Here is a 25,816-nt window from a genome sequence, read left to right on the forward strand (position 1 = left end):
CCCTTCCCTTTTGTCAGAGCCGTGCTATAATTCTGTTAGGATCATGTAAATATTTCAGGAGGAGGGCTCTCCATGGGTGAAGAACAGGAACAGAAATTCCACCAGCTCACAGAAGAACCGGTGAGCCGGATGATCTCCCATCTGGCCGTTCCCTGCATCATCAGTATGCTGGTGACCGCTTTTTACAACATGGCGGACACCTTTTTTGTGGGGATGCTGCGCAGCAACGCTGCCACTGGCGCTGTGGGCGTGGTGTTTTCCATGATGGCGGTGATCCAGGCTGTGGGCTTTTTCTTCGGCCACGGCAGCGGCAACTTCATCTCCCGGGAGCTGGGGCGGCGCAATACGGATTCGGCCTCTAACATGGCGGCCACCGGCTTTTTCTCCGCCCTGTTCACCGGACTCCTCATCTGCGTTTTCGGCGAGATCTTCCTGACGCCCCTGGCCGCGTTCCTGGGCTCCTCCCCCACCATTCTGCCCTATGCCAAGGACTACCTGCGCGTGATCCTCATCGGCGCGCCGTGGATGACCGCCTCCCTGGTACTGAACAACCAGCTGCGCTTCCAGGGCAACGCCATCTACGGCACCATCGGCATCGCCAGCGGCGCCGTGCTGAACATCGGGCTGGATCCCCTGCTGATCTTCGTCTTTGACCTGGGAGTGGCGGGCGCCGCCTGGGCCACCATCATCAGCCAGTTCGCCGGGTTCTGTCTGCTGCTGGCGGGCTGCACCCGGGGCGCCACCCTTCACATCCACATCTCCCGCGTCCAGCTGAAATGGTCCTACTTCAAGCTCATCATCCAGGGCGGGCTGCCTTCCCTGGCCCGGCAGAGCTTGGCCAGCGTGGCCACCATCTGCCTCAACCACGCCGCCATGCCTTACGGAGACGCGGCCATCGCCGCCATGGGCGTGGTCCAGCGGATCACCACCTTCGGCGCCTCCGCCATGATCGGATTCGGCCAGGGCTTCCAGCCGGTGTGCGGCTTCAACTACGGTGCCCGGCTGTATCACCGGGTGAAGGAGGGCTTCTGGTTCTGCGTGAAGGTGGCCGCCGTCTTTCTGCTGGTGATCGGGGCACTGGGGTTCGCCTTTGCACCGCAGCTCATCGCCCTGTTCCGGGATGACCCGGGGGTCATCGCCATCGGCACGGTAGCCCTGCGGTTCCAGCGCGTGACTTTCTTCTTCCAGGCGTGGATCACCATGAGCAACATGATGCTCCAGACCATTGGGCGGACCGTTCCCGCCACCTTTGTCGCCATGGCCCGGCAGGGCATTTTCTTCATTCCCCTGGTGTGGCTTCTCTCCCTGTCCCCGTTGGGACTTCTGGGCGTCCAGATGGCCCAGTCCGTCTCCGATCTTCTCACTCTGGCGGCGGCTGTCCCCATTCAACTGTATGTACTGCGCCAGATGTCACAGATGCAGCCCGCCAAGATTTGAACCCGAAACAGGAAAAAGCACCCTGCGGCCGACGGCCGCGGGGTGCTTTCAGGTTGTCTTACGGTCCTCTCATGCGGGCAGCAGCGCCTCCACCGCGGCGGCCAGCGCCTCACCCTCCCGAATGGCATAACTCCAGTCCGGATCCTGATAGACGGCGAAGAGCCCGTCCTCCATGGAGAGTACCACGTGCAGGGCCTCCTCTCCGCCGACGACGTTCACCTCCACCATATCCCGGAAGGAATGCGCCGGGAGTCCGCCCCGGGAAATCAGACCGCGGGAGGCGCCCTCCAGCAGATCCAGCACCTCGTCCCCGTCCACCTGGGACGAGATCTCCTGTCCCCGGTAATAGAGCGAGGTGAGCCGGTACTCCACCTCCTCGTCCAACACGGGAGCCGACAGGGACAGCACCACCGCTCCGGCCGCCACTGCCAGCACCGCAACGATCAGCACCACAATGCTCTTTCGCATCCCATCACCTCCTGTTTTTTCCATTATATCCGGCTCCGCTCCCCGCTGTCAAGCAAGAAAGCGCCGCCAAAGGCAGCGCTTTTCTGTTCGGCTCCGCGGCGCGGACAAGCTGTTATTCCGCAGGTTCTGCCCGGCGCAGAGCCTCATCCGCCGCCGCCAGCTCCGGAAAGACGGGCGACCAGAGGCGGAAGCACCGCCCTTCGATCATGCGCCGGTAGGCAAAGGAATCCCGCACCCGCTCCGGCAGGAGGACGCCAGCCCGGCACTCGTCACCATCCTCGTGGGTGTCAGACCCTGCCAAGCGCAGATACTCCGGGTGGCGCTTCGCCAGCTCCAGGGCCCGGTCGTTATGGTTTTCATGGCGGGGATGGGCGTTGAGGATCTCCGTGCCGTGGACAGCATCTTCAAATACCGTGGTATTGCCGTCGCGGTAAGGGTGGGCGTGGACGATCAGTACTTGGTCGTGGAATTTCCGGTAGAACTCCCGGGCGCTCATGCAGCACAGATATGGGTTCGCCCGCAGCCACGTCTCGTCAATGCCATAGACCAGATAGTCGTTGTCGTTCTCCGGGAAGCGCAGCTCCGCCCCCAGGATCACATCCAGCCCCAGTTCGTCTCCCCGGGCCTTGGAGGCCCGGTAGCCGGCAAGATAGTGGTCGATCACATGGTCCCAGTTGTGGTCCGTGTCAATCCGGGACAAGTACTCCGGGTGGAGGTGATCTGTCACCACCAGGCCGGAAAATCCGTGCCCGGCATAGCGATCCACCACCTCCGCCGCCGGCAGATGGCCGCATTTGCTGGTCTCCGCCGTGTGGGTGTGGGGGTCGTAGAGATACTCTTTCATAGCTGATCGCCTCTTCTTATCCGTCAAGCAGTGCGCCGCGCCGCAGAACGGCAGACGTCTCTCATGTCAACGCCCTGCAGGAGCTGCGCTTCACCAGACTGGGCATCAGGATCTGATGGACGTAGCCCTGGGTGCCCCGCTCGATCTTATCCAACAGAATCTCCACCGCCTGAAGGGCCATCTCCCGCTTGGACTGCTCCACCGTAGTCAGGTCGATCCGCGGCATGGCGGCAGATGCGATGTTGTCAAATCCCATCAGACTCAGCTGCTCCGGCACCCTGATCCCAAGCTCGTCCGCCGCCCGCAGAATCCCCAGGGCGTTGGAGTCCGTGGAGGCCAGGATGGCCGTATAGTCCAGGGGCTTGGTAAACAGCTCCCGGGCCAGCTCATAGCCGCCGGCCACTGAGGAGCGGGGAAAGCTGCTGTCCACAATCCGCGGTGTCAGCCCCATGTCCCGGCAGGCCCGCAGGTAGCCCTCTGCCCGCAGCTGGTGGGTGACGGTGTGCCTGCGGCCGAAGTACAGGATCTCCCGGTGCCCCAGGCTCCGCAGGTATTCCATGGCCAGGTAGGTGGCCCCGGTATTGTCCGTGGTCACACAGCTGAGGGGTTCGTCCCGCAGATCCTCGCTGAGGAAGACCGTGGGCACCTGCTCCGTGTAGACCCGGAGCTCCTCACAGCTCCGGTGCTCCTGGGGGACGATCAGCATCCCGTCCACCTGGCGGCCCACCAGCAGCTTTACCACCGCCTTCTCCTGCCGCAGATCCGGCCCGGAGTTGCACAGCATGAGATTGTAGCCCCGCGCCCGGGCGCTCATCTCCGCGTGGTACGCCAGCTCTGCCATGAACTGATTGTCAATAGAAGGCACTACCAGACCGATCAGCTCCGTCCTCCGCATGACCATGGAGCGGGCCACATAGTTTTTGGTGTAGCCCATCTCGTCGCACAGGCGCAGGATCCGCTCCCGGGTCTCCCGCCCGATCTGTGGGCCGCCTGACAGAGAGCGAGAGACTGTGGAATAAGAGACGCCCGCCGCTCGGGCCACGTCCTTCAGCGTGACGTTCTTCATCTGACTCTGCCTTTCCCGCCGCCGGTGCGGCGCATTCTGCGCAAACGCTTTCCCCACCCGCCAAAGCCGGCCGGAGGCGTATGCCGTCCCATATAGAATAGCGAATTTGCCGGGGCTTGTCAATTACAGAACGATGCAGGGCCTTCCGCCGCAAGCCTTGCCGCCCGTAGGTGTTTCTGGAAAATCGAGGAAAACCTTGAAGTGCTGCTTTCCATGGTTTTCCTTTCTCTGGAGAGTCACTCCCCCTGCGCCTGTGTACCTTCCTATCTCCGGAAGTTATTCTTGTGAAAATTCAAACTCATATTGACTCCGTATAGGAGGATGGGGTAAAATATAGAAAATGTCAGGGTTGATTTTTGGTCAAAACCACCATATTTTTGTGCAGACATTGGGAAATCCGCCGATACACGCTTCTTCAGGTTCGCCCCACGGCACCACCGGCGGGACGAATTTTCAAAAACCTTTGATAACCCCCTTTTCATGTTTTGGAATTTGTGGTATTCTGAAAGCGAAGTAATCGTTTTGCTTTTTCTGTTGGCGCACACACATTGCATTCTCACTTCTCAGCGACCTGTCCCCCTGTCGAACCTATGCGGCGCAGGTTTCCGCGCGGCGTGCAATTTAAGTGAAGGAAAGGAAGAAACACCCCATGAACGAAAAAAAGTGCAAAGTTCTGGCGGCTGAGATCCGGCTGGAAACGCTGAAGGTCATCCACTCCCGGGGCTTCGGCCACGTGGGCGGCTCCATGGACCTGGCGGACCTGATGGCCGTCCTGTACGGAGAGGTTATGAAGTTTGACCCGAAGAACCCCCGGTGGGAGGATCGGGATTGGCTGGTCCTGTCCAAGGGCCACGCGGGCCCCGTGGCTTACGCCACTTTTGGCCTGATGGGCTACTATCCCATGGAGGAAGCTTATACCCTCAACCATCCTCACACCAAGTTCCCCAGCCACACCGACCGGAAGCTGACCCCCGGCGTGGATCTGACCACCGGCTCTCTGGGCCAGGGCGCCTCCACCGCCACCGGCGCCGCTCTGGGCAACAAGATCGATGGCCGTGACAGCCACGTGTTCTGCGTCATCGGCGACGGCGAGGCCGACGAGGGCCAAGTCTGGGAGGCATTCCACTTCGCATACGCCCACAAGCTGGACAACATCATCTACTTCATCGACAACAACGGCTATCAGCTGGACGGCCCCACCGCCGACATCCTGGACCACGGCAACATTGCCAAGAAGGCGGAATCCTTCGGCCTGTATACCCAGGAGATCGACGGCCATGATGTGAAGGCTATCTACGACGCCATCCAGAACGCTTACGCCAAGAAGGGCGTGCCCAGCTGCATCGTGCTGGACACCTGCAAGGGCAAGGGCGCCACTTTCGCTGAGCCCAAGCACGACCACTCCTCCCAGCCCAATGAGGAGCAGTGGGCCGAGGCGCTGGCCGCCGCGGAAAAGGCTCTGGAAGACGCCAAGAACGCTTGAGGAGGGTGAGAGCAATGAACGTGAAACTGATCGGTAAGCATGAAAAGGACTCCCGGGCCTGCCGGGACGGTCTCGCCCTGACCCTGGACGAGATGATGGCGCAGGACAAGTCCATCTGCTATGTGGACTGCGACCTGATGGGCTGCATCAACACCAAGCGGCTGCGGGAGCACTATCCCGACCGGGCCTTTGAGGCCGGCATCGCCGAGGGCAACGCCGCCGGTGTGTCTGCGGGTCTCGCCGCCACCGGCAAGAAGGTTTTCTTCCACTCCTTCGGTACCTTCTCCTCCCGCCGGTGCTATGACCAGATCTATATGTCAGCTGCCTATGCCGGGCTGACGGTCCATGTTCTGGGTTCCGACGCCGGCGTCACCGCCGCGTTCAACGGCGGCACCCACATGCCGCTGGAGGATGCAGCCATGTACCTCTCCATCCCCGAAACCACAGTGCTGGACCCCGCCGACTATGACCAGCTTGCCAGTATCACCCGCCAACTGGTGAACATCGACAAGGGCGTCACCTACACCCGGTTCGTCCGCAAGGGCATCATCCAGGTGTACGGCGAGGGAAGCGAGTTCGAGATCGGCAAGGGTGTGGTGCTGCATGAGTCCGACAAGGATCAGGCCACCATCATCACCTCCGGCATCATGGTGGACGAGTCCCTGAAGGCCTATGAGGCTCTGCAGGCAGAGGGCATCTCTGTCCGGGTCATCGACATGTTCACCTGGAAGCCCCTGGACGAGGAGCTGGTGGTCAAGGCCGCCAAGGAGACCGGTGCCATCGTCACCGCCGAGAACCACAACGTCACCTGCGGCCTGGGTTCTGTTGTGGCCAACTGCCTGTCCAGGAACGCCCCCACCGTACAGGAATTTGTGGGCGTGCAGGACCAGTTCGGTCAGGTGGGTCCCCAGGACTTCCTGATGGACGAGTACGGCCTCCGCGCCGCCAACATCGTGGCCGCCGTCAAGAAGGCCATCGCCCGCAAATAAGTTCAGATACCCGGCGGGGTCCCTCAGGGGCCCTGCCTGTATCGCCATATATCATTTTGAAAAGGAGACAAGAATCATGGATGCTTTTTCCGCTTCCCTGATGGCTGACAAGCGGGAGATTATTTTCGCTCCCACAGTGTACAAGTTCCAGACCTTCGCCCAGATGGCGGAGGAGTTCAAGCTGAACGAGCGGGACGTGGTGCTGACCAACGAGTTCATCTATACCCCCTTCATGAAGGATCTGGGCCTCAAGTGCCATTATGTATTCCAGGAGAAGTTCGGTGCCGGCGAGCCCAGCGAGGAAATGATCCAGGTCATGTACGACGCCATCCCCTACGACAGCTACGACCGCGTCATCGCCGTGGGCGGCGGCGCCATTATGGACCTGTGCAAGCTGCTGGGCTGCAAGCGCCCCGATACCGTCCACAACCTGTACTTCAAGCGATTCCCCGTGGTGCACGAGAAGGACGTCATCGCCATCCCCACCACCTGCGGCACCGGCTCTGAGTGCACCAACATCTCTGTGGCTATCGTCAAGGACGAGAAGGACGGTGTGCTCACCGGCGGTGAGACCAAGCTGGGCCTGGTGTCCGACGACATCATCCCCAACAAGGTGTGCCTGATCCCGGAGCTCCTCAAGACCCTGCCCTACAAGCCCTTCGCCTGCTCCGCCATCGACGCCCTGGTCCACGCCACCGAGTCCTTCCTGAGCCCCCACCGCAAGACCATGACCTCCGAGCTCTTCAGCGAGAAGGCTATGGATGTGATTCTGAAAGGCTTCAAGCTGATCGACGAAAAGGGCCAGGACGCCCGGTTCGAGTATATGGATCAGTTCGTGACCGCCAGCTTCTACGCCGGCATTGCCTTCCTGAAGGCCGGCTGCGGCCCGGTCCACGGCATGAGCTTCCCCTGGGCGGCACCTATCACGTGCCCCACGGCGAGAGCAACTATATGCTCTTCGGCGCCATCATGGACTACTATGACGAGCACAAGCCCGACGGTGAGATCATGAAGTTCAAGGAGCTGGTGTCCAGCATCCTGGGCTGCGAGGTCAAGGACGCCATCCCCGAGATGAACGCCCTGCTGCAGCGCATCCTGCCCCTGCGGCCCCTGCGGGACTGCGGCTTCACTGAGGCGGACTTCAAGGCCTTCCCCCTGTCCGTCGAGGCCAACCAGCAGCGCCTCATGACCAACGCCTACTACCCCTTCGACCTGGAGTCCGAAGAGGCCATCTACCGCAAGTGCTATTAAAATTTTTCCAGACAACGAAGGGAGAGACGGCGGCTGCCGTCTCTCCTTTTTTCCTTTCGCCACGCGGTTTCTTTCCTCTATACACCGCACCTTTCTTTGCATTTTTGTACAGTACACACAAAAATATAATGAAATCAAAAACATTTTATGGGCGTTCTTTTTGAGATTGAGGATTGACTTTCCGAAAGAGAGCCGCTACAATTGGAAACAACATCAACGGGTTGTCTGTTTTGAAAGGAGTGGAACACCATGGCATTTTACACGACGTCTTCCCAGTCCATGATGATGAATGGTGCGTCCGCTCGCCAGGCGGCGTCTGCTTCCTGCGCCTATTCCACGGAGATGTCCCGTGCTTCCATGATGAATATTGCTCTGATTCTGGACGCCATTCTGCTGGCGTCCATTATTATTTGCGCCCTGATTCCCCTTGCCATTCTGGTATCCGTACTGGCAGTGGCCCTGTTTGTTCTGGTACTGGTATTGTTGGCAGCAGAGTATCATCATACGCCGAGATCGCGACGAGGTGCATAACTGTTTGATACAGTAAAGCGGCTCCGCATCTGGCGGGGCCGCTTTTTTGTATAATCTGAACCAAGAAAAGGAGATTGCAAGATGAAAAAGAAGTTCTTTGCCCTCATGATGGCCATGGTTATGGTCCTCAGCCTGGCCGCCTGCGGCGGCTCGGATGAAGCCGACTCCAACTCCGGCGATTCTGCCGGCGGGGAGAGCTCCGGCAGCAGCGCCTTCAAAGTCGGCGTCATTGGCCCCCTGACCGGCGGCGCCGCCATCTACGGCACCTGCGTGGCCAATTCCGCCCAGATCGCGGTGGACGAAATCAATGCCCTGGGCGGCGACATCCAGTTTGAGCTGATGACTGAGGACGACGTCAACGACGCTGAGACCTCCGTCAACGCCTACAACGCCCTGATGGACGACGGCATGCAGATCCTGGTGGGCACCGTCACCACCCAGCCGGCCCTTTCCGTGGTCCCGCTGTCCTATGAGGACCGGGTGTTCACCCTGACCCCCTCCGCCTCCGGCGACGATGTCATTTCCATCAACGACAATGATAACGTGTTCCAGATCTGCTTCACCGACTCCAACCAGGGCTCCCGTTCCGCCCAGTACATCGATGAGAACTTCGACAGTCCGAAGATCGCCATCATCTACAAAAACGATGACCAATACTCCATCGGTATCCGGGACAACTTCAAGGCAGAGGCCGATTCCCGCGGTATGGACATCGTCTATGAGGGCACCTTCACCGAGGCCAGCCAGACCGACTTCAACGTCCAGCTGGCTGGTGCCCAGTCCGCCGGCGCCGATCTGCTGTTCCTGCCCATCTACTATACCCCCGCCTCTGTCATTCTGACCCAGGCCAACGCCATGGGCTACGCCCCCACCTTCTTCGGCGTGGACGGCATGGACGGCATCCTGACCGCCGAGAACTTCGATGCCTCTCTGGCTGAAGGCGTCTACCTGCTGACTCCCTTCTCCGCCGACTCTGAGGACGAGATGACCCAGAACTTCGTGGCGGAGTATCAGGACCGGTTCGGCGAGATCCCCAATCAGTTCGGTGCCGATGCGTATGACGCCATCTACACCCTGTATCAAGCCATCCAGGCCGCCGGCGCCACCGCCGACATGTCCAATGAGGAGATCTGCGATGCTCTGATCGAGGTCATGCCCACCCTGGCCGTCACCGGCCTGACCAGCGCCGGCTCCGAGATGACCTGGGACGAAAACGGTGCTGTGTCCAAGGACCCCACCGCAGTCATTATCGAAAACGGTACCTATGTCACTCCCTGACAGCGGAACACACACTCCACTGTAATAGAGGACAGGGATCGGCTGCCGGAACTCCGGCAGCCCTCCCTGGACTTCTATGGTGGAAACCGACGCGGGGAGCTGTCACCGCCCCGGTTTCTGCCATAGAAGGGGAAAGAGAGGAAAATACTTATGGAATTTCTATCCTACCTGATCACGGGCATCAGTCTGGGAAGCATCTACGCCATCATCGCCCTGGGCTACACCATGGTATACGGCATTGCCAAGATGCTGAATTTCGCCCACGGCGACGTTATCATGGTTGGCGCCTATGTGTCCTTTTACGTGACCATGTTTGCAGGCAGCAACCTGCTGGGAGAGGATCCCTCCGCACTGACCACCGGCGCTGTGGCTCTGGTGTCCGTGCTGCTGGCTATGGTGGTCTGCACGGTTCTGGGCGTGGTCATCGAGGGGCTGGCTTACCGCCCCCTGCGCCAGGCCGGCAGCCTGGCGGTGCTGATCACCGCCATCGGCGTCAGCTACTTCCTGCAGAACGCAGCGCAGCTGCTGTTCGGCGCGAATCCCAAGAACTTCACCCCCGTGGTCAGCGGCCAGCTGACGCTGTTTGACGGACAGCTTCGGATCTCCTATGTGGCGCTGCTGACCATCACGGCCTGCGTGGTCATCATGCTGGGGCTGACCGCCTTCACTGGAAAGAGCAAGATGGGCAAGGCCATGCGGGCCTGCTCGGAGGACCGGGGCGCAGCCCAGCTGATGGGCATCAACGTCAACGCCACCATCTCTATGACCTTTGCCATCGGTTCCGCCCTGGCGGCCATCGCCGGGGTATTGCTGTGCTCTTACTCTCCGGTGCTCCAGCCCACCACCGGCTCCATGCCCGGCATCAAAGCCTTCACCGCTGCGGTGTTCGGCGGTATCGGCTCCATCCCCGGCGCCTTCCTGGGCGGACTGCTGCTGGGCGTCATTGAGGCCATGGCGCAGGCCTATATCTCCACGCAGTTGTCCAACACGATCCTGTTCGCCGTGCTGATCGTGGTGCTGCTGGTCAAACCGTCCGGCCTGCTGGGCAAGTATGTGCCTGAGAAAGTGTGAGGTGGCGGTATGAAAGGCTATTTCAAAAACATGAAAACCATCACCAAGGTGGACTTCGCCACCTATCTGGGCGTGATCCTAGCCTTTATTGTGGTGTCGGTCTGCCAGGCCCAGGGACTGGTGAACCGTTCTCTGGGCGGTATGCTGGTTCCCATCTGCTGCTACGTGTGCATGTCCATCTCCCTGAACCTGACCGTCGGCATTCTGGGAGAGCTGTCTCTGGGCCATGCCGGCTTCATGAGCGTGGGCGCCTTCTCCGGCATCATTGCCGCCATGAGCCTGCAATCTGCTGTCCCAAATGATCTGGTGCGGATGATCGTCGCCCTGGTGGTGGGCGCCTTCTTTGCCGCCATCGTGGGCTTCATCGTCGGGATTCCGGTGCTGCGGCTCCGGGGGGACTACCTGGCCATTGTCACCCTGGCCTTCGGCGAGATCATCAAGGATCTGATCAACTGCCTTCTGGTGGGCTGGGATGAGAACGGCCTGCACATCGCCCTGAACGTGGACGGCACCAAGAGCATGTCCTCTCTCGGCCTCAGCGAAAACGGCATCGAAATCATCAAGGGCGCCCAGGGCGCCACGGGCAACGCCCGCATCGCCACCTTTGCTATGGGCTTTGCACTGGTGATGATTACCCTGGTGGTGGTGCTGAATCTGGTCCGCAGCCGGACCGGCCGGGCTATCATGGCCATCCGGGACAACCGGATCGCCGCCGAGAGCGTAGGCATCAACGTCACCAAGTACAAGCTGATTGCCTTCGTCACCTCTGCCTCCCTGGCAGGTGCCGCCGGTGCCCTGTTCGGCCTGAACTACTCCAATGTCACTGCCGTACAGTTCGACTTCAACACCTCCATTCTGGTGCTGGTGTATGTGGTGCTGGGCGGTCTGGGCAACATCTGGGGCTCCATCGTGGCAACAGTTGTCCTGTATGTGCTGCCGGAGGCCCTGCGGCAGTTCTCTGACTATCGGATGCTGGTGTACGCCATTGTGCTGATTCTGGTGATGCTGGCCACCAACAACCCGCAGGTGCGGACGCTGATTAGCCGGATCATTCCCAGAAGAAAGGGGGCAGCCCTCGATGAGTAAGAAATTTGAAAAGGGCAAGATGGTCCCTGTTCCCAGCCATGCCATCATTCCGGAGCGGGACATCGACAAATCCCCCATTCTGGAGTGCAGCCACCTGGGCATCGACTTCGGCGGCCTGCGGGCGGTGAATGACTTCAACCTCACCATCGGCCGGACGGAGATCGCCGGCCTCATCGGCCCCAACGGCGCCGGCAAAACCACCATCTTCAACCTGCTGACCAAGGTCTATCAGCCCACCCGGGGCACCATCCTGCTGGATGGACTGGATACCTCCGGCAAGACCACAGCTCAGATCAACCGCATGGGCATTGCCCGGACCTTCCAGAACATCCGCCTGTTCAACAACCTCTCCGTGGAGGACAATGTGAAGATCGGTCTCCACAATCAGGAGCGCTACTCCGCCATCACCGGCGTTCTGCGCCTGCCCTGGTACTGGAGCCGGGAAAAGGCCGCTCATGAGCGGGCACTGGAACTGCTGTCCCTCTTCGGGATGGCGGACTTGGCGGACCATCAGGCCGGTTCCCTTCCCTACGGCGCCCAGCGCCGGCTGGAGATTGTCCGGGCCCTGGCCACCAATCCCTCTCTTCTATTGCTGGATGAGCCCGCCGCGGGCATGAATCCCTCTGAGACGGCGGAGCTGATGGAGAATATCGTCAAGATCCGGGACACGTTCCAGATCGCCGTCATGCTGATCGAGCACGACATGAAGTTGGTCATGAGCATCTGCGAGGGCATCTGCGTCCTGAACTTCGGGCAGGTCATCGCCAAGGGCACCGCCGAAGAGATTCAATCCAACCCCGCCGTCATTGAGGCATATCTCGGTAAACAGAAGGAGGCGTGACCATGGAACCGATTCTGAAAGTCAGCGACATCAACGTCTACTACGGCGCCATACACGCCATCAAGGGCGTCTCTTTCGAGGTAAATCCCGGAGAGGTCGTCACCCTGATCGGCGCCAACGGCGCCGGCAAATCCACCACGCTGCAGACTGTCTCCGGCCTGCTCCACTCCCGCACCGGCTCCATCGAATTTCTGGGGGAGAACCTGATGGGCGTCCCAGCCCACAAGGTCGTGGCCAAGGGACTCGCCCAGGTGCCGGAGGGGCGGCGGGTCTTCCTGCAGATGACCGTAGAGGAGAATCTGGAAATGGGCGCCTATACCCGGTCCGGCGGCGACATCGACGCGGATCTGGAAAAGGTCTACGCCTATTTCCCCCGGCTGATGGAGCGGCGGCGGCAGATCGCTGGCACCCTCTCCGGCGGCGAACAGCAGATGCTGGCCATGGGCCGGGCGCTGATGAGCCGTCCCAAGCTGCTGATGCTGGATGAGCCCTCCATGGGCCTGGCACCCATTCTGGTTGAGCAGATCTTCAAGATCATCCAAACCCTCCATGAGGCGGGCACCACCATTCTGCTGGTGGAGCAGAATGCCCAGGCAGCCCTGAGTATCGCCGACCGTGGCTATGTGCTGGAGACCGGAAAAATCGTCACCTCCGGCACCGGAACGGAGCTGTTGGCCTCCCCGGAAATCAAAAAAGCCTATCTGGGCGGCTGAAGTCTCAGAAAAAGGAGAGCGTGTGCTCTCCTTTTTTCTTTGCAATCTGCCGGGCATGTGGTATACTGCTGTCATGACGGAAAGGAGGGATCCCATGCGCGCGGAAGAACGGCGGCAGGCCATTCGGGAGCTTCTGCAGCGGGCAAAGCAGCCTGTCAGCGCAACGGCCCTGGCGGCTCAATTCTCCGTCAGCCGACAGATCATCGTGGGGGATATTGCCCTGCTGCGGGCGGCTGGAGCAGACATCTCCGCTACGCCCCGGGGCTACGTGATCCTGCGAGAGACGGGAGGTCTGGTGCGGCAGGTGGCCGTCCAGCACGATGCCGCTGGTATGGGAGAGGAGCTAAACGCTATGGTGGACCAGGGCTGCACGGTACTGGATGTCATTGTGGACCACCCCATTTACGGGCAGCTGACCGGCCCTCTGCAGCTCTCCAACCGCTATGATGTGGGGCAGTTCCTCTCCCGCTGTGCGCAGTCCGACGCCCGCCCGCTGTCGGAACTGACGGAGGGGATCCATCTCCACACTCTCTCCTGTCCGGATGAGGCGGCATTCGGCCGGGTGTGCCGGGAGCTGCGGCGGCTGGGCGTCTTGCTGGAAGGTTGAACATGTAAAAAAGCAGTTGACAGGAACCGGGATTTTGTGTATGATACGGTTTGCAGGTGTCAAGACACCTGTAAACCGTATTTTTTGATTCTACATAAAGCAGGTGTCTCCCATGGAACAGGTCAAAGGCTTTCTGAAGCGCAAAAACATTGTGATCTCCGCCAAGCGGTACGGCATTGACGCCCTGGGCGCCATGGCTCAGGGACTCTTCTGTTCCCTGCTGATCGGCACGATCCTCAACACCATCGGCACCCAGTTCCACATTGGCTTTCTCACCGCCCAGGTCATCACCATCAATGGCGTGGGGTATACCATCGGTGGACTGGCGTCGTTCATGAGCGGGTCCGCTATGGCGGTGGCCATCGGCTACGCTCTCCAGGCGCCGCCTATGGTGCTGTTCTCCCTGGTGACGGTGGGCTATGCCTGCAACGCCCTGGGCGGGGCGGGCGGACCGCTGGCCGTGCTGTTCGTGGCTATCATCGCCGCTGAGGTGGGCAAGGCCATCAGCAAGGAGACGAAGGTGGACATCCTGGTGACGCCCATCGTCACCATCCTTGTGGGCGTGGGAGCGGCCTGGATCATTGCGCCCCCCATCGGCGGAGCAGCCAGCGCCTTTGGCCAGCTGATTATGCGGACCACGGAGCTGCAGCCCTTCTTCATGGGCGTTCTGGTGTCCGTGCTGGTGGGCATCGCCCTGACGCTGCCCATCTCCTCCGCCGCCATCTGCTCCGTGCTGGGACTGACCGGACTGGCAGGCGGCGCCGCCGTAGCGGGCTGCTGCGCCAACATGGTGGGGTTCGCCGTCCTCTCCTTCCGGGAAAACCGCTGGGGCGGACTGGTGAGCCAGGGCATCGGCACCTCCATGCTGCAGATGCCCAACATCGTGAAGAACCCCCGCATCTGGCTCCCTGCCATCCTCACCTCCGCTGTCACCGGACCCCTGGCCACCTGCTTTTTCAAGCTGGAGATGAACGGAGACCCCATCAACTCCGGCATGGGCACCTGCGGCCTGTGCGGCCAGCTGGGGGTCTGGACCGGCTGGGTCAATCCCAGTGACGCGGCTCTGGCCAATGGGGCCGCCGCCATGGCCCCCACCGCCTTTGACTGGGTGGGACTGATCCTGATCTCCTTCGTCCTCCCCGCTGTCCTCACCTGGGCCTTCGGGCTGTTCTTCCGGAAGATCGGCTGGATCAAGCCGGGGGATCTGACCCTGCCGCAGTAGGTAAAATGCCCGGACCGCGATGCGGTCCGGGTAATTTTATTTGTTCAGGCCAAGGAACACGAGACAGCCAGTCAAGAACCACGGGCTGTATCGCATAAGTGTATAGTAGTTCATATTTTTGATCCAATCAACAAACCCAGGAATATTTGCTAAAAAATGAATCTATGCCCAAAACAATAAATCACAAATATTAGATAATACCCAATGGCAACAGCGCCAAATATCAAAGCCATCATCCGAAGCCGCTTGGATGGCAGGCGGAGGTCGACAACCAATGCCGTACCGGACATCAAAAGGCCTCCAGCCGCCAGAGCAGCAGCTGACGGCACAGTCAAAGCGTACCATACCCACGGCATAAGGTCATATGTTTCCCAGCAAATCTGCTGCACAAAGGGCCTTAATACTGTTTCCAGCACGCAGAATATGAATAACACCGCTACACAGATGGCTGCCAAAGCTGCATACTTCCGTTGACCGCGTCGATAACTTTCCTCTCGCCCCGGGCCGTAGATCAGCTCCCGGACGTCGGCGTTCAGCGCCTCCGCCAAGGTGGTCAGGGTCTCGATATCCGGCTGGGTCTTTCCGGTCTCCCAGGAGGACACCGCCTGCCGGGTCACATGGAGCCGCTCCGCCAGGGCGTCCTGGGTCAGCTTCTCCCGCTGGCGCAGCTGCTTCAGATTTTTTCCCACCGCGTTCACAACCTCGCCTCCTGCTGCCAGCGTACCACAGTCCCGGCGCTTTGTCACGCAACAAAGTGTTGCGCGCCCTGCAAGGGCTTGCGGCGGACCGCGGGATATGGTATCGTTAGGATATCCGAGATCAAAAACAGGAGGAACTGTCATGGAATACCGGAAATTTGGGGACGCCTACATCGTCCGCCTGGACCGGGACGAGGAGATCCTGGCCCAGCTGAAGATCTTCGCAGAAAAGGAACAGGTCAAACTGGCCTCTGTCACCGGCCTGGGGCTGTGAAGGACTTCACCGTAGGAGTGTTCGACTCCAGCGCCAAGGCTTACAAGTCCAACCGCTTCCAGGGGGTCTATGAGATCGTCTCTCTGGTGGGGACCATCAACACGATGAACGACGCGTTTTACTGCCATCTCCACATGTGCGCCGCCGACCAGGAGGGCCACGCTTTCGGCGGGCATCTGAACGAGGCCGTCATCAGCGCCACCTGCGAGCTAGTGGTCACCTGCCTGCCCGGAGAGACGAACCGGGTATTCAGCGACGAGGTGGGACTGAATCTGATCTCCTTCTGAAATCCGCGGAAAAGAGGCTGAGGAGTATTCCTCAGCCTCTTTTCCGCTTTTGGGGGACGCTGTCCTCACCCGAAGGCCCCTGCCGCGTGGTCCCGCAGAGGCAGCTCCTGGAAAATGGATGCCTCCACCGCCTCGTACTCCCCCGGCGTCCGAAGGCGGCGCATTTTCTTGTCATGGCGTTCGCCGCCCTCGAACAGGTGGATCAGGAAGAACCAGACCTCCTTCATCCGCTGGGCCGCCGGGCCCACCTGGCCATAGAAGTCCTGGTAGGACTGATACAGCGTCCGGGTGAAGGTCTGGAGCTCCTGCCGGGTGGTGGGGACGCCGCCCCGGAGCTTCCGCAGCAGGGCCGGGTCCGCGATGGCCCCTCGGCCGATCATCACCGCGTCGATGGCAGGAAAGTCCACCGCAAAGACTGTGCAGTCCTCCACGGTCACCAGATCCCCGTTGTAGCACAGGGGATTCCGGCTGCGCTCCGCCGCCCAGGCGAACCAGTCCCGGTGCACGGTCCCCTTGTAGAACTGCTTCTGCACCCGGGGGTGGATGGTGAGGCAGGCGATGGGATAACGGTTGTAAATGTCCAGCAGCCGCTCGAACTCCTCCGGCTCCTTCACCCCCAGCCGGGTCTTGATGGACACCGGCAGCTTCACGGCGGCGAATACCTCGTCAAAGAACCGCTCCAGCTCCTCCGGCTTTGCCAGAAAGCCCGCACCCTTGCCCTTGGCGGTGACGGTGCCAGAGGGACAGCCCAGGTTCAGATTCACCTCCGTATAGCCCATGTCTGCCACGATCTCCGCCGCCCACAGAAAGTCCGGTGCCCGGCAGGTCATCACCTGGGGCACCACAGGAAGCCCTGCGTTGGCCGCCGGGTCCAGCTCCCGTTGATCCCGCTTGGTCAGGATATGCTGATCCGTAGGGGAGAAAAACGGGATGAAATACCGGTCCGCCCCGCCGAACATCCGGTGGTACACCTGCCGGAACACCACCTTGGTGATACCATCCAGCGGGGCGAAGTCGTACCGCTGGATCATCCCAGTGCCGTCTCCCACTCCGCCTGGCGGAAGCCGGTGCGGACGAAGTCCTCCCCCACCAGAATGGGCCGCTTTACCAGCATCCCGTCGGTGGCCAGCAGGGCCAGCTGCTCCTCCTCGCTCATCTCCGGCAGCTTGTCCTTCAGGCCCAGAGCCTTGTACTGGAGGCCGCTGGTGTTGAAGAACTTCTTCAGGGGCATTCCGCTCTTCTCCCACCAGCCCCGCAGCTCCTCCGCCGTAGGATTTTCCAGCTTAATATCCCGGGCCTCGTAAGAGACGCCCCGCTCGTCCAGAAAGGCTTTCGCCTTCTGGCAGGTGGTGCACTTGGGGTACCACAAAAACAACATGATGCTCTCTCCTTCTTTTGATCTGTCTGCTCAGTAGCTGCTGATCTCCAGGCTCTCGTCGTCCCGGCCCTTCTCGATGGCCCGGATCTCCACCCAGTATTTCACCTCCGGACTCACCTCCACCTGGATCCGGTCTCCCACCTGACGGCCCAGCAGAGCCTTTCCCACAGGGGACTCCTTGCTGATGAGGCCCTTTAAGGCATCCTGCCGCAAGGTGGTGACGATCTGCAGCGTCATCTCCTGCTTCGCCAGCTCGTTGTAGATCGTGACCTTGTCGAACAATCCCGCTCGGTCACCCTGGTCCTTCACCTCGATGACCTTGGCAGTGCGGATCATCCGCTCCAGGTAGCGGATGCGGCTGTCGTTGCGGTTCTTGGCCTGCTTGGCGCACTTGTACTCGTAGTTCTCGCTGAGGTCGCCGAAGGCCCGGGCCGTCTGCACCTCCTCGATCAGCTGAGGACGCAGGACCCGGGTCCGGTAGTTGATCTCCTCCTGCATCTTTTTGATGTCCACTTCCGTCAGTTCGTCGTACATGACACAGCTCCTTTTCAGGCTGGGGTCGCGGTCCGGGTCCGTTTGCTTTGCAGGTCTCTCACAGGTGTGGGGAACCCGGCGCAGGTGAAATGCGAAATCGCCGCTCTGCGGCTATTCTACCACGTCCGGCAGGAAAGCACAACCCCGGCGGCTCCCTGCCCCGGCACCCTTTCCTCCGCCGGGAATAGAATGAAGTGTATCACGAGTCGAGGAGGCAATTGAAATGGAAAGCACTTCCAGCGCAGTCACCATGTGCGCCACCGTCCTGCGGGTCTGCCCCTGCGAACTGTGCGTCTGCGACCACGAGAACTGCCAGCAGGTCCTGGTCCATACAGACAACGCCTGCTGCTTCCGGGTGGGCCAGCAGGTCTGCATCGAGTTCAGCGGCGCCATGACCCGGAGCTGTCCGCCCCAGATCACCGCCGACTGTGTCCGGCCGGTGAACTGCTGCTGTTGAACATTTGAAAAAGCCGCCCGGGGGCGAATCCCCGGGCGGCTTCGGCTTATGGGTTGCATTGGCCGCAGGGCGTATAGCCCTGGGCGATCAGATCCTCCCGGCTGCCGGTATACTCCTGCCGGTTGGCGGTGCTCATGCCGGACACGCTGGAACAGTCCGGGTCGTGAAATTTGTGGCTGTTGGTATTGAGGATGTACGTGGTCTCGCCGCTTTGCGGCTCCGCTCCCTCCTGCCAGCTCTCGCCGGTGGCGTAGTCGATGGTGATGCCGGGCTGGACGTTGTACACATAGACATTGAAGCAGACGCCTTCCCCCTCGTCCTCCACAGACCAAGCCTCCATCTGGACACCGCTGGCTACCAGGTTCTGACCCTCGAACACCGGGGTCACCCGGTAGAGGACGTGGTTGTCCGTCTCCTTTACATAGTCCGCCACCAGATTTTCAAAGGGCAGCATCCCGTCCACATTCATATAGCGGGTGCCGGTGATGAGATTTTCCTCGTTGGCGTTCTCTCCGGTGAGCTGAAAGCCGATCAGGTGACAGCGGTTGTACAGGTACTCCCCGTCGTACTCCCGGTTGATCCAGCCGGAGGGTGTGACGGAACTGATGCTCTCCCGGTCCTCTGTGGGCATCAGATCCTGTCCCACGTTGGCATAGGCTACGCCGCAACGGCCCAGAGTGTCCAACTCACTGTACGTCTCAAAGGACACAGAGGTCATGTCCTCCTCCGGAAAATCCGGCTGGTTGCCATCGACGGCCACGTAGGGCTCCCCGGACCAGGCGGGAATATCCTCCAGAGAAAAGGAGGTGACGGTGCCCTCCGCCGGGGGCATCATGCAGCCGGAGAGGAGCAGGCACAAGGACAGCAGCGCCGCCGTCAGGGAAATGCGGGTTCGATTCATGGGATATAGACTTCCTTTGTAATGATCTCGTGGGAGAAGCCGGGGAACTCCTCCCGCCGGGCCAGAGTCCAGCCCTCCAGGGACAGGTCCCAGTAAAGGTCCGCCGGATAGGCCCGGTCCCAGCGGTACAGCACCACCCGCTCCACACGCCCGGCAAAGGGCGCCACAGAGCGGTCCTCCACAAAGCAGGGCTCCCCTGGCCCCGCCTTTTCCAAAAACGACTCGTCCACACAAAGGCGGCTCTGCTCCTCCGCCGGGAACTGGCGAGCCGTGGCCCCACTCACCCAGAGGCAGGCCTCCCCGACCTCTGCCAGCAGGTCCGCCCGCACCGCCCGGTCCCGGCTCTGCCGGCGGCAGTTGAAGGCCATGCCGTTCCGGCCGTCCACACAGGCCATCAGGATCATGCTGCATCCTCCCTTCGCGCTCTTTCTCTACGATACCCAAATTCCGCTCGAAACGCAAGGAAAATTTTTCGGCTTCCGCCGGGGGAAGCCGCCGTACCGGGCGGAAGCCCCTCCCGCCTGGGAGGGGCTTCCCTTTGGAAGATATCCTTACGCCTTGTCCGGACGCTTGTACTCCACATGGAGCAGCTGATGGGTGCGGCCCTTCATCGCTCCCTCCAGGAGCTTTGTAACGATGGGGTTCCGCTCAGACCGCTTGATGAGGGCGGTGCGGTCCGCCTCATAGAGGCCCTCTGCCCGCTGCTGCTTCACCGGGATCAGCCCGTAGGGCTGGCCAGCGCCGCCTACGCAGCCGGTCTTGCAGGTCATGACTTCCACCAGGTCGAAGTACTCCTGACCGCTCTCGATATCGTCCAGCAGCTTCTGTGCGTTCACCAGGCCGTGGACCACCGCGATCCGCAGCGCCCGGTCCCCCACCGGCAGCGTCACCGCCCGGATGGTCTCGCTGCCCCGGATGCCGGAGAACTGGATGGCCTGCAGGGTGTTCTTGGACTTGTCCTCCACTACCCGCCGGGCCACGGCCTCCGCCACGCCGCCGGTGGTGCCGAAGATGGTAGCCGCCCCGGTGCCCATGCCGAAGGGCAGGTCCGGGGACTCCCCCTCCAGCTCTGCGAAACGGATGCCGGACTCCTTGATCATCATGATGATCTCCTGCGTAGTCAGCACCAGATCCACATCCGGTTTTCCGTCATGCTGGAACTCCGGCCGCTTGGCCTCCATTTTCTTGGCGGTACAGGGCATGATGGCGATGTGGTAGGTGGTGCGGCCGTCCTCTTCGTCCTTCCTGGCGTACTGATCCTTCAGCACCGCCGCGAACATCTCCATGGGAGACTTGCAGGTGGAGATGTTCTTCAGGAAGTGGGGCCGCTCCTCCTCCACATACTTCACCCATGCCGGGCAGCAGCTGGTGAACATGGGGAAGGGGCCGCCTTTTTTCAGCCGCTCCAGGAACTCGTCCGCCTCCTCCATGACGGTCAGGTCTGCGCCAAAGGTGGTGTCGTACACCTCGTCGGCGCCCATCATCTTCAGGGCGGACACCAGCTTGTTGATGGCATTGACGCCGGGCTCCAGGCCGAAGGCCTCGCCCACCGCCACCCGGACCGCCGGGGCGATCTGGAACACCACCCGCTTCTTCGGGTCGTGGAGGGCCCGCCACCCCCGGCCGATCTCGTTAAAGATGGTGATGGCGCCGGTGGGGCAGGCGGCTGCGCACTGGCCGCAGCTGATGCAGTTGGTCTCTCCGAGCTTGCGGTCAAAGGCCGGGCACACCACCAGGTCGCTGCCCCGGTGGGCGAAGTTCAGGATACCCATGCCCTGCATCTCCTCGCACACCCGGATGCAGTCGCCGCAGAGGATGCACTTGTTGGGATCCCGGACGATGGCCGGAGAGGAGGTGTCGATCTCATAGTGGGGCCGGGTGTCCTTGAAGCGGACGTGCCGCACGCCGAAGCGCAGGGCCAGCTCCTGCAGGCGGCAGCTGCCATTCTTTTCGCAGGTGGTGCAGTCCCGGCAGTGAGAGGACAGCATCAGCTCCAGGATCATCCGCCGGTGCTTTAAGAGCCGGGCGGTATTGGTGCGGATCACCATGCCATCCCGGGGCTCCATGGAGCAGGAGGCGTCGATCTTGCCCCGCTCGTCCTCCACCACGCACATCCGGCAGGCGCCGTAAACAGACAGTTCCGAATAATAGCAGAAGGTGGGCATATCGATGCCGGCCTTCCGGATCACAGCCAGGACGTTTTTCTCCCCGTCGAAGGGCACCCGCTGGCCGTCAATGTACATAATTCCCTTTGCCATGGTACTCCCCTCCTCACTTACTGGCCGCGATGGCGCCGAAGGGACAATTGGTCACACAGGCGCCGCAGTTGATGCACTTCTCCGGATCGATGACGTGGACCTGCTTGGCCGCGCCGGTGATGGCCTCCATGGGGCAGTTCTTCCGGCACTTGCCGCAGCCCTTGCATTTCTCCGGGTCGATGGTGGGGTGGGGTTTTTCCTTGTTGCAGATGGGACAGTGGTGGTCCACTACATGGGCCAGATATTCATCCCGGAAATACTTCAGCGTGCTCTGGACGGGCTTGCAGGCGCTCTGCCCCAGGCCGCACAGGGCTGTCTTACTGATGGTGTCCGCCAGCTCCTCCAGCAGGTCCAGATCCTCCAGTGTGCCCTTGTTGTCGATGATCCGGTCCAGGATCTCCAGCATCCGCTTGGTGCCCTCCCGGCAGGGGACGCACTTGCCGCAGGACTCCTTCTGTGTAAACTCCATGAAGAACCGGGCCGTCTCCACCATGCAGGTGTCCTCGTCCATGACCACCAAGCCGCCGGAGCCGATCATGGCGCCGATGCTCTTCAGACTGTCGAAGTCCAGGGGCAGGTCCAGGTGCTCGCGGCTGGCGGTGGTGGCGCCGCCGGAGGGGCCGCCGATCTGAACGGCCTTGAACTTCTTGCCGCCCCGGATGCCGCCGCCGATGTCAAACACCACCTCCCGGATAGTGGTTCCCATGGGTACCTCAATGAGGCCGGTATTCACCACGTTGCCTGTCAGCGCGAAGGCCTTGGTGCCGGGGCTGGTCTTGGTGCCGATGGAGCGGTACCAGTCCACGCCCTTGCGGATGATGAGGGGCACGTTGGCAAAAGTCTCCACATTGTTCAGCACCGTGGGCTCGGCCCAGAGACCGTGCTCGATGGTCCGGGGCGGCTTGACCCGAGGCATGCCCCGGTTGCCCTCGATGGAAGCTGTCAGGGCACTGCCCTCGCCGCAGACGAAGGCGCCGGCGCCCATGTTTACATGGATCCGGAAGGAGAAGTCTGTGCCCATGACGTGATCGCCCAGAAGACCGTACTCCTCCGCCTTGGCGATGGCCGCTTTCAGCCGGCTCACGGCCAGCGGATACTCCGCCCGGACATAAATATACCCCTCGTCGCTGCCCACGGCGCGGCCGGCGATCATCATGCCCTCCAGCACGCTGTGGGGGTTACCCTCCATAATGGAGCGGTCCATGAACGCACCGGGATCGCCCTCGTCGCCGTTGCAGACGATGTATTTTTTCTCTGACTTCTGTTTCCGGGCACCGTCCCACTTCTGGCCCGCGGGGAAGCCTCCACCTCCGCGGCCCCGGAGGCCGGAGTCGATGATGGACCGGCAGATCTCCTCATCCGTCATCTCAAAGAGGGCCTTTTCAAAACCGGCGTAACCGCCCTTGGCGATGTACTCCTCAATGTCCTCGGCATCGCTGCTGCCGCAGTTCTCCAGCACCACCCGATGCTGCTTCTTGTAGAAGGGGATGTCCTCCTGCCGGGGGTAGGCTACGCCGTCCAGGTGATACACCAGCCGGTCGATGATCTCGCCGCCCAGCACGGTCTTCTCCAGAATCTCATGGCAGTCCTCCGGCTTCACATGGATGTACATGACGCCCATAGGCTCGATGTGGACCAGAGGCCCCATCTCGCAGAAGCCGTGGCAGCCGCTCATCTTTACATGGAGGCTCTTCTCCGCGTCCGTGTCGTGTTTGAGGCCCACGTAGACCGGCAGACCCCGTTTTTCACACTCCGTCTTCAAATTGTCATAGATCTTCATGGCGCCGCCGGCGATGCAGCCGGTGCCGGCGCAGATCAGGATAGAGGGCACCTGCTCGCTCTGCTTCAGGGCGTTGCGGGCGTTAGCCTGGAACACGTGGAAGCTGTCCCGCGTCATCTTTACCTGTCTCATGCGGTGGCCGCCTCCTTTCTGCGGATATCCTCCACCAGCGCCAGCGCATCTTCCGGCGTCATCTTGGCGTGGACCTCTCCGTCAATGGTCATGACCGGTGCCAGTCCGCAAGCGCCCAAGCAGGCCACGGTCTCCAGGGTAAACAGGCCGTCCGCGGAGGTCTTCCGCTTTCCGGTCAGACCCAAAGCGTCCCGCAGGCTGTCATAAATGGGTCCGGATTTGCGCACGTGGCAGGCCGTGCCGGTGCATACCTTGATGATGTGCCGGCCCTTGGCCTCCAACGAGAAATTCTCATAGAAAGTGGCCACGCTGTACACCTTTGCCGTGCTGATGCCCAGCTTTTCCGCGATCAGGGTCAGCGCTCCCTCGCTCAGGTACTTATACTCCCCTTGGATCTCCTGCATGATCGCGATCAGGTTCGACTGATCGCAGCCGTAGGCGTCGATGATCGCCTCCGCCCGGTCCAGATTCTGCTCCATAAATTCTCCCCTCATTGATTCGGATGATAAAAAACACGCGGGATCCGCACTTGCCGGCGGATCCCGCGCTTGTGTGCTCTGTTTCCGATATGTGCTTATGCGTCTGTATCAGAATACGCCCTGCTCCATCATGGCCTCAGCCACCCGCTTGAAGCCGGCGATGTTGGCGCCTGCCACCAGGTTGTAGCCCAAGCCGTACTCCGCGGCCGCGTCCACGCTCATCTGGTAGATGGTGTTCATGATCCGGTGCAGCTGCGCGTCCACCTCTTCCGCCGTCCACACCAGCCGCTCACTGTTCTGCGCCATCTCCAGTGCGCTGGTGGCCACGCCGCCTGCGTTCACCGCCTTGCTGGGCGCCACGATCATCCCGGGCTGCTCCATCAAGAACCGCAGCGCGTCGTTGGTGGTGGGCATGTTCGCCACCTCAATGTAGTACTTCACGCCGTTGGCCGCGATCTGCTTCGCCTGCTCCATGTGCACGTCGTTCTGCATGGCCGAGGGCATCACCACATCCGCCTTCACGCCCCAGGGCTTCTCACCGGGGAAGAATTCCACGCCGAACTTCTCCGCATAGTCCTGTACCCGGTTGCGGCCGCTGGAGCGCATCTCCACCAGATACGCGATCTTCTCCTCCGTGGCTACGCCGTCCGGATCATAGATATATCCGTCCGGGCCGGACAATGTCACCACCTTGGCCCCCAGCTGCGTGGCCTTCTTACAGATGCCCCAGGTCACGTTGCCGAAGCCCGCGCAGGCGATGGTCTTGCCCGCGATCCGCTCTCCCTCGTGCTCCAGCACGTTCTGGAGATAGTATACCGCGCCGTAGCCCGTGGCCTCCGGCCGGATCAGGCTGCCGCCGTAAGAGAACCCCTTGCCCGTCAGCACACCGTTCTCCCAGGCCCCCTTCAGCCGCCGGTACTCGCCGAAGAGATACCCGATCTCCCGGCCGCCCACGCCCATGTCCCCGGCGGGCACGTCCACATCCGGCCCGATGTACCGGTACAGCGCCTGCATGTACGCCTGGCAGAACCGCATGATCTCCGCGTCCGACTTCCCCGCCGGGTCGAAGTCCGCGCCGCCCTTGCCGCCGCCGATGGGCAGGCCCGTCAGGGAGTTCTTGAAGATCTGCTCAAAGCCCAGGAATTTGATGATGCCGGGATACACGTTGGCCTGGAACCGCAGGCCGCCCTTGTAGGGCCCCAGCGCGCCGTTGAACTGGCACCGGTAGCCGATGTTCGTGTGCCACTGGCCCCGGTCATCCTCCCAGGACACCCGGAAGGTGAACATCCGCTCCGGCTCCACCATCCGGTTCAGCAGGTCCACCTTCTCATACTCCGGGTGCTTCTCAATCACCGGCTCCAGAGAGGAGAACACCTCCTCCACCGTCTGCACGAATTCCGGCTCGTTGCTGTGCTTCTTCTTCACGTTCTCGATCACGCTGGTGAGATATGCGTTCATGGCTTTTTCCTCCAATCAAAATTTTGAAAGCCGTGGGCACACAGGCCCGTTCATATCACCAGACAGGAACGGAAATACCTCTCCGCTCCCGCGTCTGTCCTCATACCACCTCTAACAGCCGTTCACGTTCCGCTGCGTTTTTTTCTCCCCCTCTCCGCCGGCCCTCTGCCGGCCTCCGCAGCAATCTCGCTTTCGCTGTATCCGGCGGACGGCATCTTTCGATGGCCGTTCCGCCCCATGCGATCTTTCCAGTTTGATTGTAGCAAAAAAACATATTCTTGGGAAGCCCTATT

Annotated in this window: 27 protein-coding genes and 1 pseudogene; 15 read left to right on the forward strand and 13 right to left on the reverse strand. The window is 61.2% G+C overall.

What is annotated here, in order from left to right; genetic code table 11:
* Positions 1-72: 72 nt before the first annotated feature.
* Positions 73-1,437 (forward strand): MATE family efflux transporter, encoded by a 1,365-nt coding sequence (locus EIO64_RS02885; RefSeq protein WP_136890762.1) that lies wholly within the window; start codon positions 73-75, stop codon positions 1,435-1,437.
* Positions 1,438-1,506: 69 nt separating this feature from the next.
* Here the strand turns inward: EIO64_RS02885 and EIO64_RS02890 are convergent, their stop codons facing one another.
* The 3 genes from EIO64_RS02890 to EIO64_RS02900 form a co-directional block, all read right to left on the reverse strand.
* A complete protein-coding gene (locus tag EIO64_RS02890) occupies positions 1,507-1,905 on the reverse strand; it encodes a hypothetical protein (RefSeq protein ID WP_025544447.1) in 399 nt (132 codons plus the stop codon).
* 112 nt (positions 1,906-2,017) lie between these two features.
* Positions 2,018-2,749, reverse strand: coding sequence for a PHP domain-containing protein (locus EIO64_RS02895; protein ID WP_119311199.1), 732 nt, complete (start codon positions 2,747-2,749; stop codon positions 2,018-2,020).
* Positions 2,750-2,810: 61 nt separating this feature from the next.
* The gene (locus EIO64_RS02900; protein ID WP_136890763.1) at positions 2,811-3,815 is read right to left on the reverse strand and encodes a LacI family DNA-binding transcriptional regulator; all 1,005 of its coding nucleotides are present in this window, start codon (positions 3,813-3,815) and stop codon (positions 2,811-2,813) included.
* Between the two features lie 649 nt (positions 3,816-4,464).
* Between EIO64_RS02900 and EIO64_RS02905 the strand changes: the two genes are divergently transcribed.
* From EIO64_RS02905 to EIO64_RS02960, 11 genes and pseudogenes are all read left to right on the forward strand, one after another.
* On the forward strand, positions 4,465-5,298 hold the full coding sequence (locus EIO64_RS02905; protein ID WP_021750901.1) for a transketolase: 834 nt from the start codon (positions 4,465-4,467) through the stop codon (positions 5,296-5,298).
* 14 nt (positions 5,299-5,312) lie between these two features.
* Positions 5,313-6,287: a transketolase family protein gene (locus EIO64_RS02910; RefSeq protein WP_021750902.1), complete on the forward strand. Its 975-nt coding sequence runs from the start codon at positions 5,313-5,315 to the stop codon at positions 6,285-6,287.
* A 163-nt stretch (positions 6,288-6,450) separates the two neighbouring features.
* Positions 6,451-7,538 (forward strand): annotated as a pseudogene (locus tag EIO64_RS02915) (4-hydroxybutyrate dehydrogenase).
* A 249-nt stretch (positions 7,539-7,787) separates the two neighbouring features.
* Positions 7,788-8,069, forward strand: a complete 282-nt coding sequence (locus EIO64_RS02925; RefSeq protein ID WP_119311307.1) for a hypothetical protein — start codon at positions 7,788-7,790, stop codon at positions 8,067-8,069.
* An 81-nt stretch (positions 8,070-8,150) separates the two neighbouring features.
* Positions 8,151-9,347 (forward strand): ABC transporter substrate-binding protein, encoded by a 1,197-nt coding sequence (locus tag EIO64_RS02930; RefSeq protein ID WP_119311308.1) that lies wholly within the window; start codon positions 8,151-8,153, stop codon positions 9,345-9,347.
* A gap of 150 nt (positions 9,348-9,497) precedes the next feature.
* On the forward strand, positions 9,498-10,418 hold the full coding sequence (locus EIO64_RS02935) for a branched-chain amino acid ABC transporter permease (RefSeq protein ID WP_021750907.1): 921 nt from the start codon (positions 9,498-9,500) through the stop codon (positions 10,416-10,418).
* A 9-nt stretch (positions 10,419-10,427) separates the two neighbouring features.
* Positions 10,428-11,504: a branched-chain amino acid ABC transporter permease gene (locus EIO64_RS02940; protein WP_119311309.1), complete on the forward strand. Its 1,077-nt coding sequence runs from the start codon at positions 10,428-10,430 to the stop codon at positions 11,502-11,504.
* A 19-nt stretch (positions 11,505-11,523) separates the two neighbouring features.
* The gene (locus EIO64_RS02945; RefSeq protein WP_249390888.1) at positions 11,524-12,345 is read left to right on the forward strand and encodes an ABC transporter ATP-binding protein; all 822 of its coding nucleotides are present in this window, start codon (positions 11,524-11,526) and stop codon (positions 12,343-12,345) included.
* Positions 12,346-12,356: 11 nt separating this feature from the next.
* Positions 12,357-13,058 (forward strand): ABC transporter ATP-binding protein, encoded by a 702-nt coding sequence (locus EIO64_RS02950; RefSeq protein WP_036631146.1) that lies wholly within the window; start codon positions 12,357-12,359, stop codon positions 13,056-13,058.
* Positions 13,059-13,152: 94 nt separating this feature from the next.
* Positions 13,153-13,665 carry a transcription repressor NadR gene (locus EIO64_RS02955; protein WP_036631139.1) on the forward strand — a complete coding sequence of 171 codons (513 nt, stop codon included), beginning with the start codon at positions 13,153-13,155 and terminating at the stop codon, positions 13,663-13,665.
* Positions 13,666-13,777: 112 nt separating this feature from the next.
* Positions 13,778-14,887, forward strand: a complete 1,110-nt coding sequence (locus tag EIO64_RS02960) for a PTS sugar transporter subunit IIC (RefSeq protein ID WP_021750912.1) — start codon at positions 13,778-13,780, stop codon at positions 14,885-14,887.
* 149 nt (positions 14,888-15,036) lie between these two features.
* Here EIO64_RS02960 and EIO64_RS02965 read toward each other — a convergent pair whose 3' ends face one another.
* On the reverse strand, positions 15,037-15,585 hold the full coding sequence (locus EIO64_RS02965) for a helix-turn-helix domain-containing protein (RefSeq protein ID WP_158629681.1): 549 nt from the start codon (positions 15,583-15,585) through the stop codon (positions 15,037-15,039).
* Positions 15,586-15,727: 142 nt separating this feature from the next.
* On the opposite strand from EIO64_RS02965, the gene EIO64_RS18955 reads away from it, so the two are divergent.
* On the forward strand, positions 15,728-15,859 hold the full coding sequence (locus tag EIO64_RS18955) for a PCC domain-containing protein (protein ID WP_346730067.1): 132 nt from the start codon (positions 15,728-15,730) through the stop codon (positions 15,857-15,859).
* Positions 15,856-16,146, forward strand: coding sequence for a PPC domain-containing DNA-binding protein (locus EIO64_RS02970; RefSeq protein ID WP_346730068.1), 291 nt, complete (start codon positions 15,856-15,858; stop codon positions 16,144-16,146). The genes EIO64_RS18955 and EIO64_RS02970 overlap by 4 nt, the downstream gene beginning before the upstream one ends.
* Positions 16,147-16,211: 65 nt before the next feature.
* Here the strand turns inward: EIO64_RS02970 and EIO64_RS02975 are convergent, their stop codons facing one another.
* From EIO64_RS02975 to EIO64_RS02985, 3 genes are read right to left on the reverse strand one after another with little or no spacing between them, the layout of a single operon-like run.
* Positions 16,212-17,195, reverse strand: coding sequence for a tRNA dihydrouridine synthase (locus tag EIO64_RS02975; protein ID WP_249390778.1), 984 nt, complete (start codon positions 17,193-17,195; stop codon positions 16,212-16,214).
* Positions 17,174-17,524 (reverse strand): arsenate reductase family protein, encoded by a 351-nt coding sequence (locus tag EIO64_RS02980; protein ID WP_021750916.1) that lies wholly within the window; start codon positions 17,522-17,524, stop codon positions 17,174-17,176. The genes EIO64_RS02975 and EIO64_RS02980 overlap by 22 nt, the downstream gene beginning before the upstream one ends.
* Before the next feature lie 30 nt (positions 17,525-17,554).
* Positions 17,555-18,058, reverse strand: a complete 504-nt coding sequence (locus EIO64_RS02985; RefSeq protein WP_025544457.1) for a GreA/GreB family elongation factor — start codon at positions 18,056-18,058, stop codon at positions 17,555-17,557.
* A gap of 223 nt (positions 18,059-18,281) precedes the next feature.
* Here EIO64_RS02985 and EIO64_RS02990 point away from each other — a divergent pair, with 223 nt between their 5' ends.
* A complete protein-coding gene (locus tag EIO64_RS02990) occupies positions 18,282-18,515 on the forward strand; it encodes a hypothetical protein (RefSeq protein ID WP_021750919.1) in 234 nt (77 codons plus the stop codon).
* Between the two features lie 46 nt (positions 18,516-18,561).
* Here EIO64_RS02990 and EIO64_RS02995 read toward each other — a convergent pair whose 3' ends face one another.
* From EIO64_RS02995 to gdhA, 6 genes are all read right to left on the reverse strand, one after another.
* The gene (locus tag EIO64_RS02995; protein ID WP_021750920.1) at positions 18,562-19,416 is read right to left on the reverse strand and encodes a DNA/RNA non-specific endonuclease; all 855 of its coding nucleotides are present in this window, start codon (positions 19,414-19,416) and stop codon (positions 18,562-18,564) included.
* Entirely contained in the window at positions 19,413-19,820 is a 408-nt protein-coding gene (locus EIO64_RS03000) for a ribonuclease Z (protein WP_119311312.1), read from the reverse strand. Before EIO64_RS03000 ends, EIO64_RS02995 begins: the two co-directional genes overlap by 4 nt.
* A 147-nt stretch (positions 19,821-19,967) precedes the next feature.
* Positions 19,968-21,674: a [FeFe] hydrogenase, group A gene (locus EIO64_RS03005; RefSeq protein WP_119311313.1), complete on the reverse strand. Its 1,707-nt coding sequence runs from the start codon at positions 21,672-21,674 to the stop codon at positions 19,968-19,970.
* Between the two features lie 13 nt (positions 21,675-21,687).
* Entirely contained in the window at positions 21,688-23,571 is a 1,884-nt protein-coding gene (locus EIO64_RS03010; RefSeq protein WP_119311925.1) for a (2Fe-2S) ferredoxin domain-containing protein, read from the reverse strand.
* A gap of 11 nt (positions 23,572-23,582) precedes the next feature.
* Positions 23,583-24,065, reverse strand: coding sequence for an NADH-quinone oxidoreductase subunit NuoE family protein (locus EIO64_RS03015; RefSeq protein ID WP_025545751.1), 483 nt, complete (start codon positions 24,063-24,065; stop codon positions 23,583-23,585).
* A gap of 108 nt (positions 24,066-24,173) precedes the next feature.
* Positions 24,174-25,523, reverse strand: coding sequence for an NADP-specific glutamate dehydrogenase (gene gdhA / locus EIO64_RS03020; RefSeq protein ID WP_119311314.1), 1,350 nt, complete (start codon positions 25,521-25,523; stop codon positions 24,174-24,176).
* Between the last annotated feature and the right edge of the window lie 293 nt (positions 25,524-25,816).

This window comes from Dysosmobacter welbionis (genome assembly GCF_005121165.3).
Lineage (GTDB): Bacteria > Bacillota > Clostridia > Oscillospirales > Oscillospiraceae > Oscillibacter > Oscillibacter welbionis.

What these genes read in the sequence shown, in the direction of transcription:
- EIO64_RS02900 (WP_136890763.1), bottom strand. Translation starts at nt 3,815, where the DNA reads ATGAAGAACGTCACGCTGAAGGACGTGGCCCGAGCGGCGGGCGTCTCT.
- EIO64_RS03010 (WP_119311925.1), bottom strand. Translation starts at nt 23,571, where the DNA reads ATGACGCGGGACAGCTTCCACGTGTTCCAGGCTAACGCCCGCAACGCC.
- EIO64_RS02895 (WP_119311199.1), bottom strand. Translation starts at nt 2,749, where the DNA reads ATGAAAGAGTATCTCTACGACCCCCACACCCACACGGCGGAGACCAGC.
- EIO64_RS02925 (WP_119311307.1), top strand. Translation starts at nt 7,788, where the DNA reads ATGGCATTTTACACGACGTCTTCCCAGTCCATGATGATGAATGGTGCG.
- EIO64_RS02940 (WP_119311309.1), top strand. Translation starts at nt 10,428, where the DNA reads ATGAAAGGCTATTTCAAAAACATGAAAACCATCACCAAGGTGGACTTC.
- EIO64_RS02955 (WP_036631139.1), top strand. Translation starts at nt 13,153, where the DNA reads ATGCGCGCGGAAGAACGGCGGCAGGCCATTCGGGAGCTTCTGCAGCGG.
- EIO64_RS02930 (WP_119311308.1), top strand. Translation starts at nt 8,151, where the DNA reads ATGAAAAAGAAGTTCTTTGCCCTCATGATGGCCATGGTTATGGTCCTC.
- EIO64_RS03005 (WP_119311313.1), bottom strand. Translation starts at nt 21,674, where the DNA reads ATGGCAAAGGGAATTATGTACATTGACGGCCAGCGGGTGCCCTTCGAC.
- EIO64_RS02990 (WP_021750919.1), top strand. Translation starts at nt 18,282, where the DNA reads ATGGAAAGCACTTCCAGCGCAGTCACCATGTGCGCCACCGTCCTGCGG.
- EIO64_RS02890 (WP_025544447.1), bottom strand. Translation starts at nt 1,905, where the DNA reads ATGCGAAAGAGCATTGTGGTGCTGATCGTTGCGGTGCTGGCAGTGGCG.
- EIO64_RS02905 (WP_021750901.1), top strand. Translation starts at nt 4,465, where the DNA reads ATGAACGAAAAAAAGTGCAAAGTTCTGGCGGCTGAGATCCGGCTGGAA.
- EIO64_RS02985 (WP_025544457.1), bottom strand. Translation starts at nt 18,058, where the DNA reads ATGTACGACGAACTGACGGAAGTGGACATCAAAAAGATGCAGGAGGAG.
- EIO64_RS02935 (WP_021750907.1), top strand. Translation starts at nt 9,498, where the DNA reads ATGGAATTTCTATCCTACCTGATCACGGGCATCAGTCTGGGAAGCATC.
- EIO64_RS02885 (WP_136890762.1), top strand. Translation starts at nt 73, where the DNA reads ATGGGTGAAGAACAGGAACAGAAATTCCACCAGCTCACAGAAGAACCG.
- EIO64_RS02980 (WP_021750916.1), bottom strand. Translation starts at nt 17,524, where the DNA reads ATGTTGTTTTTGTGGTACCCCAAGTGCACCACCTGCCAGAAGGCGAAA.
- EIO64_RS03015 (WP_025545751.1), bottom strand. Translation starts at nt 24,065, where the DNA reads ATGGAGCAGAATCTGGACCGGGCGGAGGCGATCATCGACGCCTACGGC.
- EIO64_RS02945 (WP_249390888.1), top strand. Translation starts at nt 11,524, where the DNA reads ATGGTCCCTGTTCCCAGCCATGCCATCATTCCGGAGCGGGACATCGAC.
- EIO64_RS18955 (WP_346730067.1), top strand. Translation starts at nt 15,728, where the DNA reads ATGGAATACCGGAAATTTGGGGACGCCTACATCGTCCGCCTGGACCGG.
- EIO64_RS02960 (WP_021750912.1), top strand. Translation starts at nt 13,778, where the DNA reads ATGGAACAGGTCAAAGGCTTTCTGAAGCGCAAAAACATTGTGATCTCC.
- EIO64_RS02910 (WP_021750902.1), top strand. Translation starts at nt 5,313, where the DNA reads ATGAACGTGAAACTGATCGGTAAGCATGAAAAGGACTCCCGGGCCTGC.
- EIO64_RS03000 (WP_119311312.1), bottom strand. Translation starts at nt 19,820, where the DNA reads ATGATCCTGATGGCCTGTGTGGACGGCCGGAACGGCATGGCCTTCAAC.
- gdhA (WP_119311314.1), bottom strand. Translation starts at nt 25,523, where the DNA reads ATGAACGCATATCTCACCAGCGTGATCGAGAACGTGAAGAAGAAGCAC.
- EIO64_RS02995 (WP_021750920.1), bottom strand. Translation starts at nt 19,416, where the DNA reads ATGAATCGAACCCGCATTTCCCTGACGGCGGCGCTGCTGTCCTTGTGC.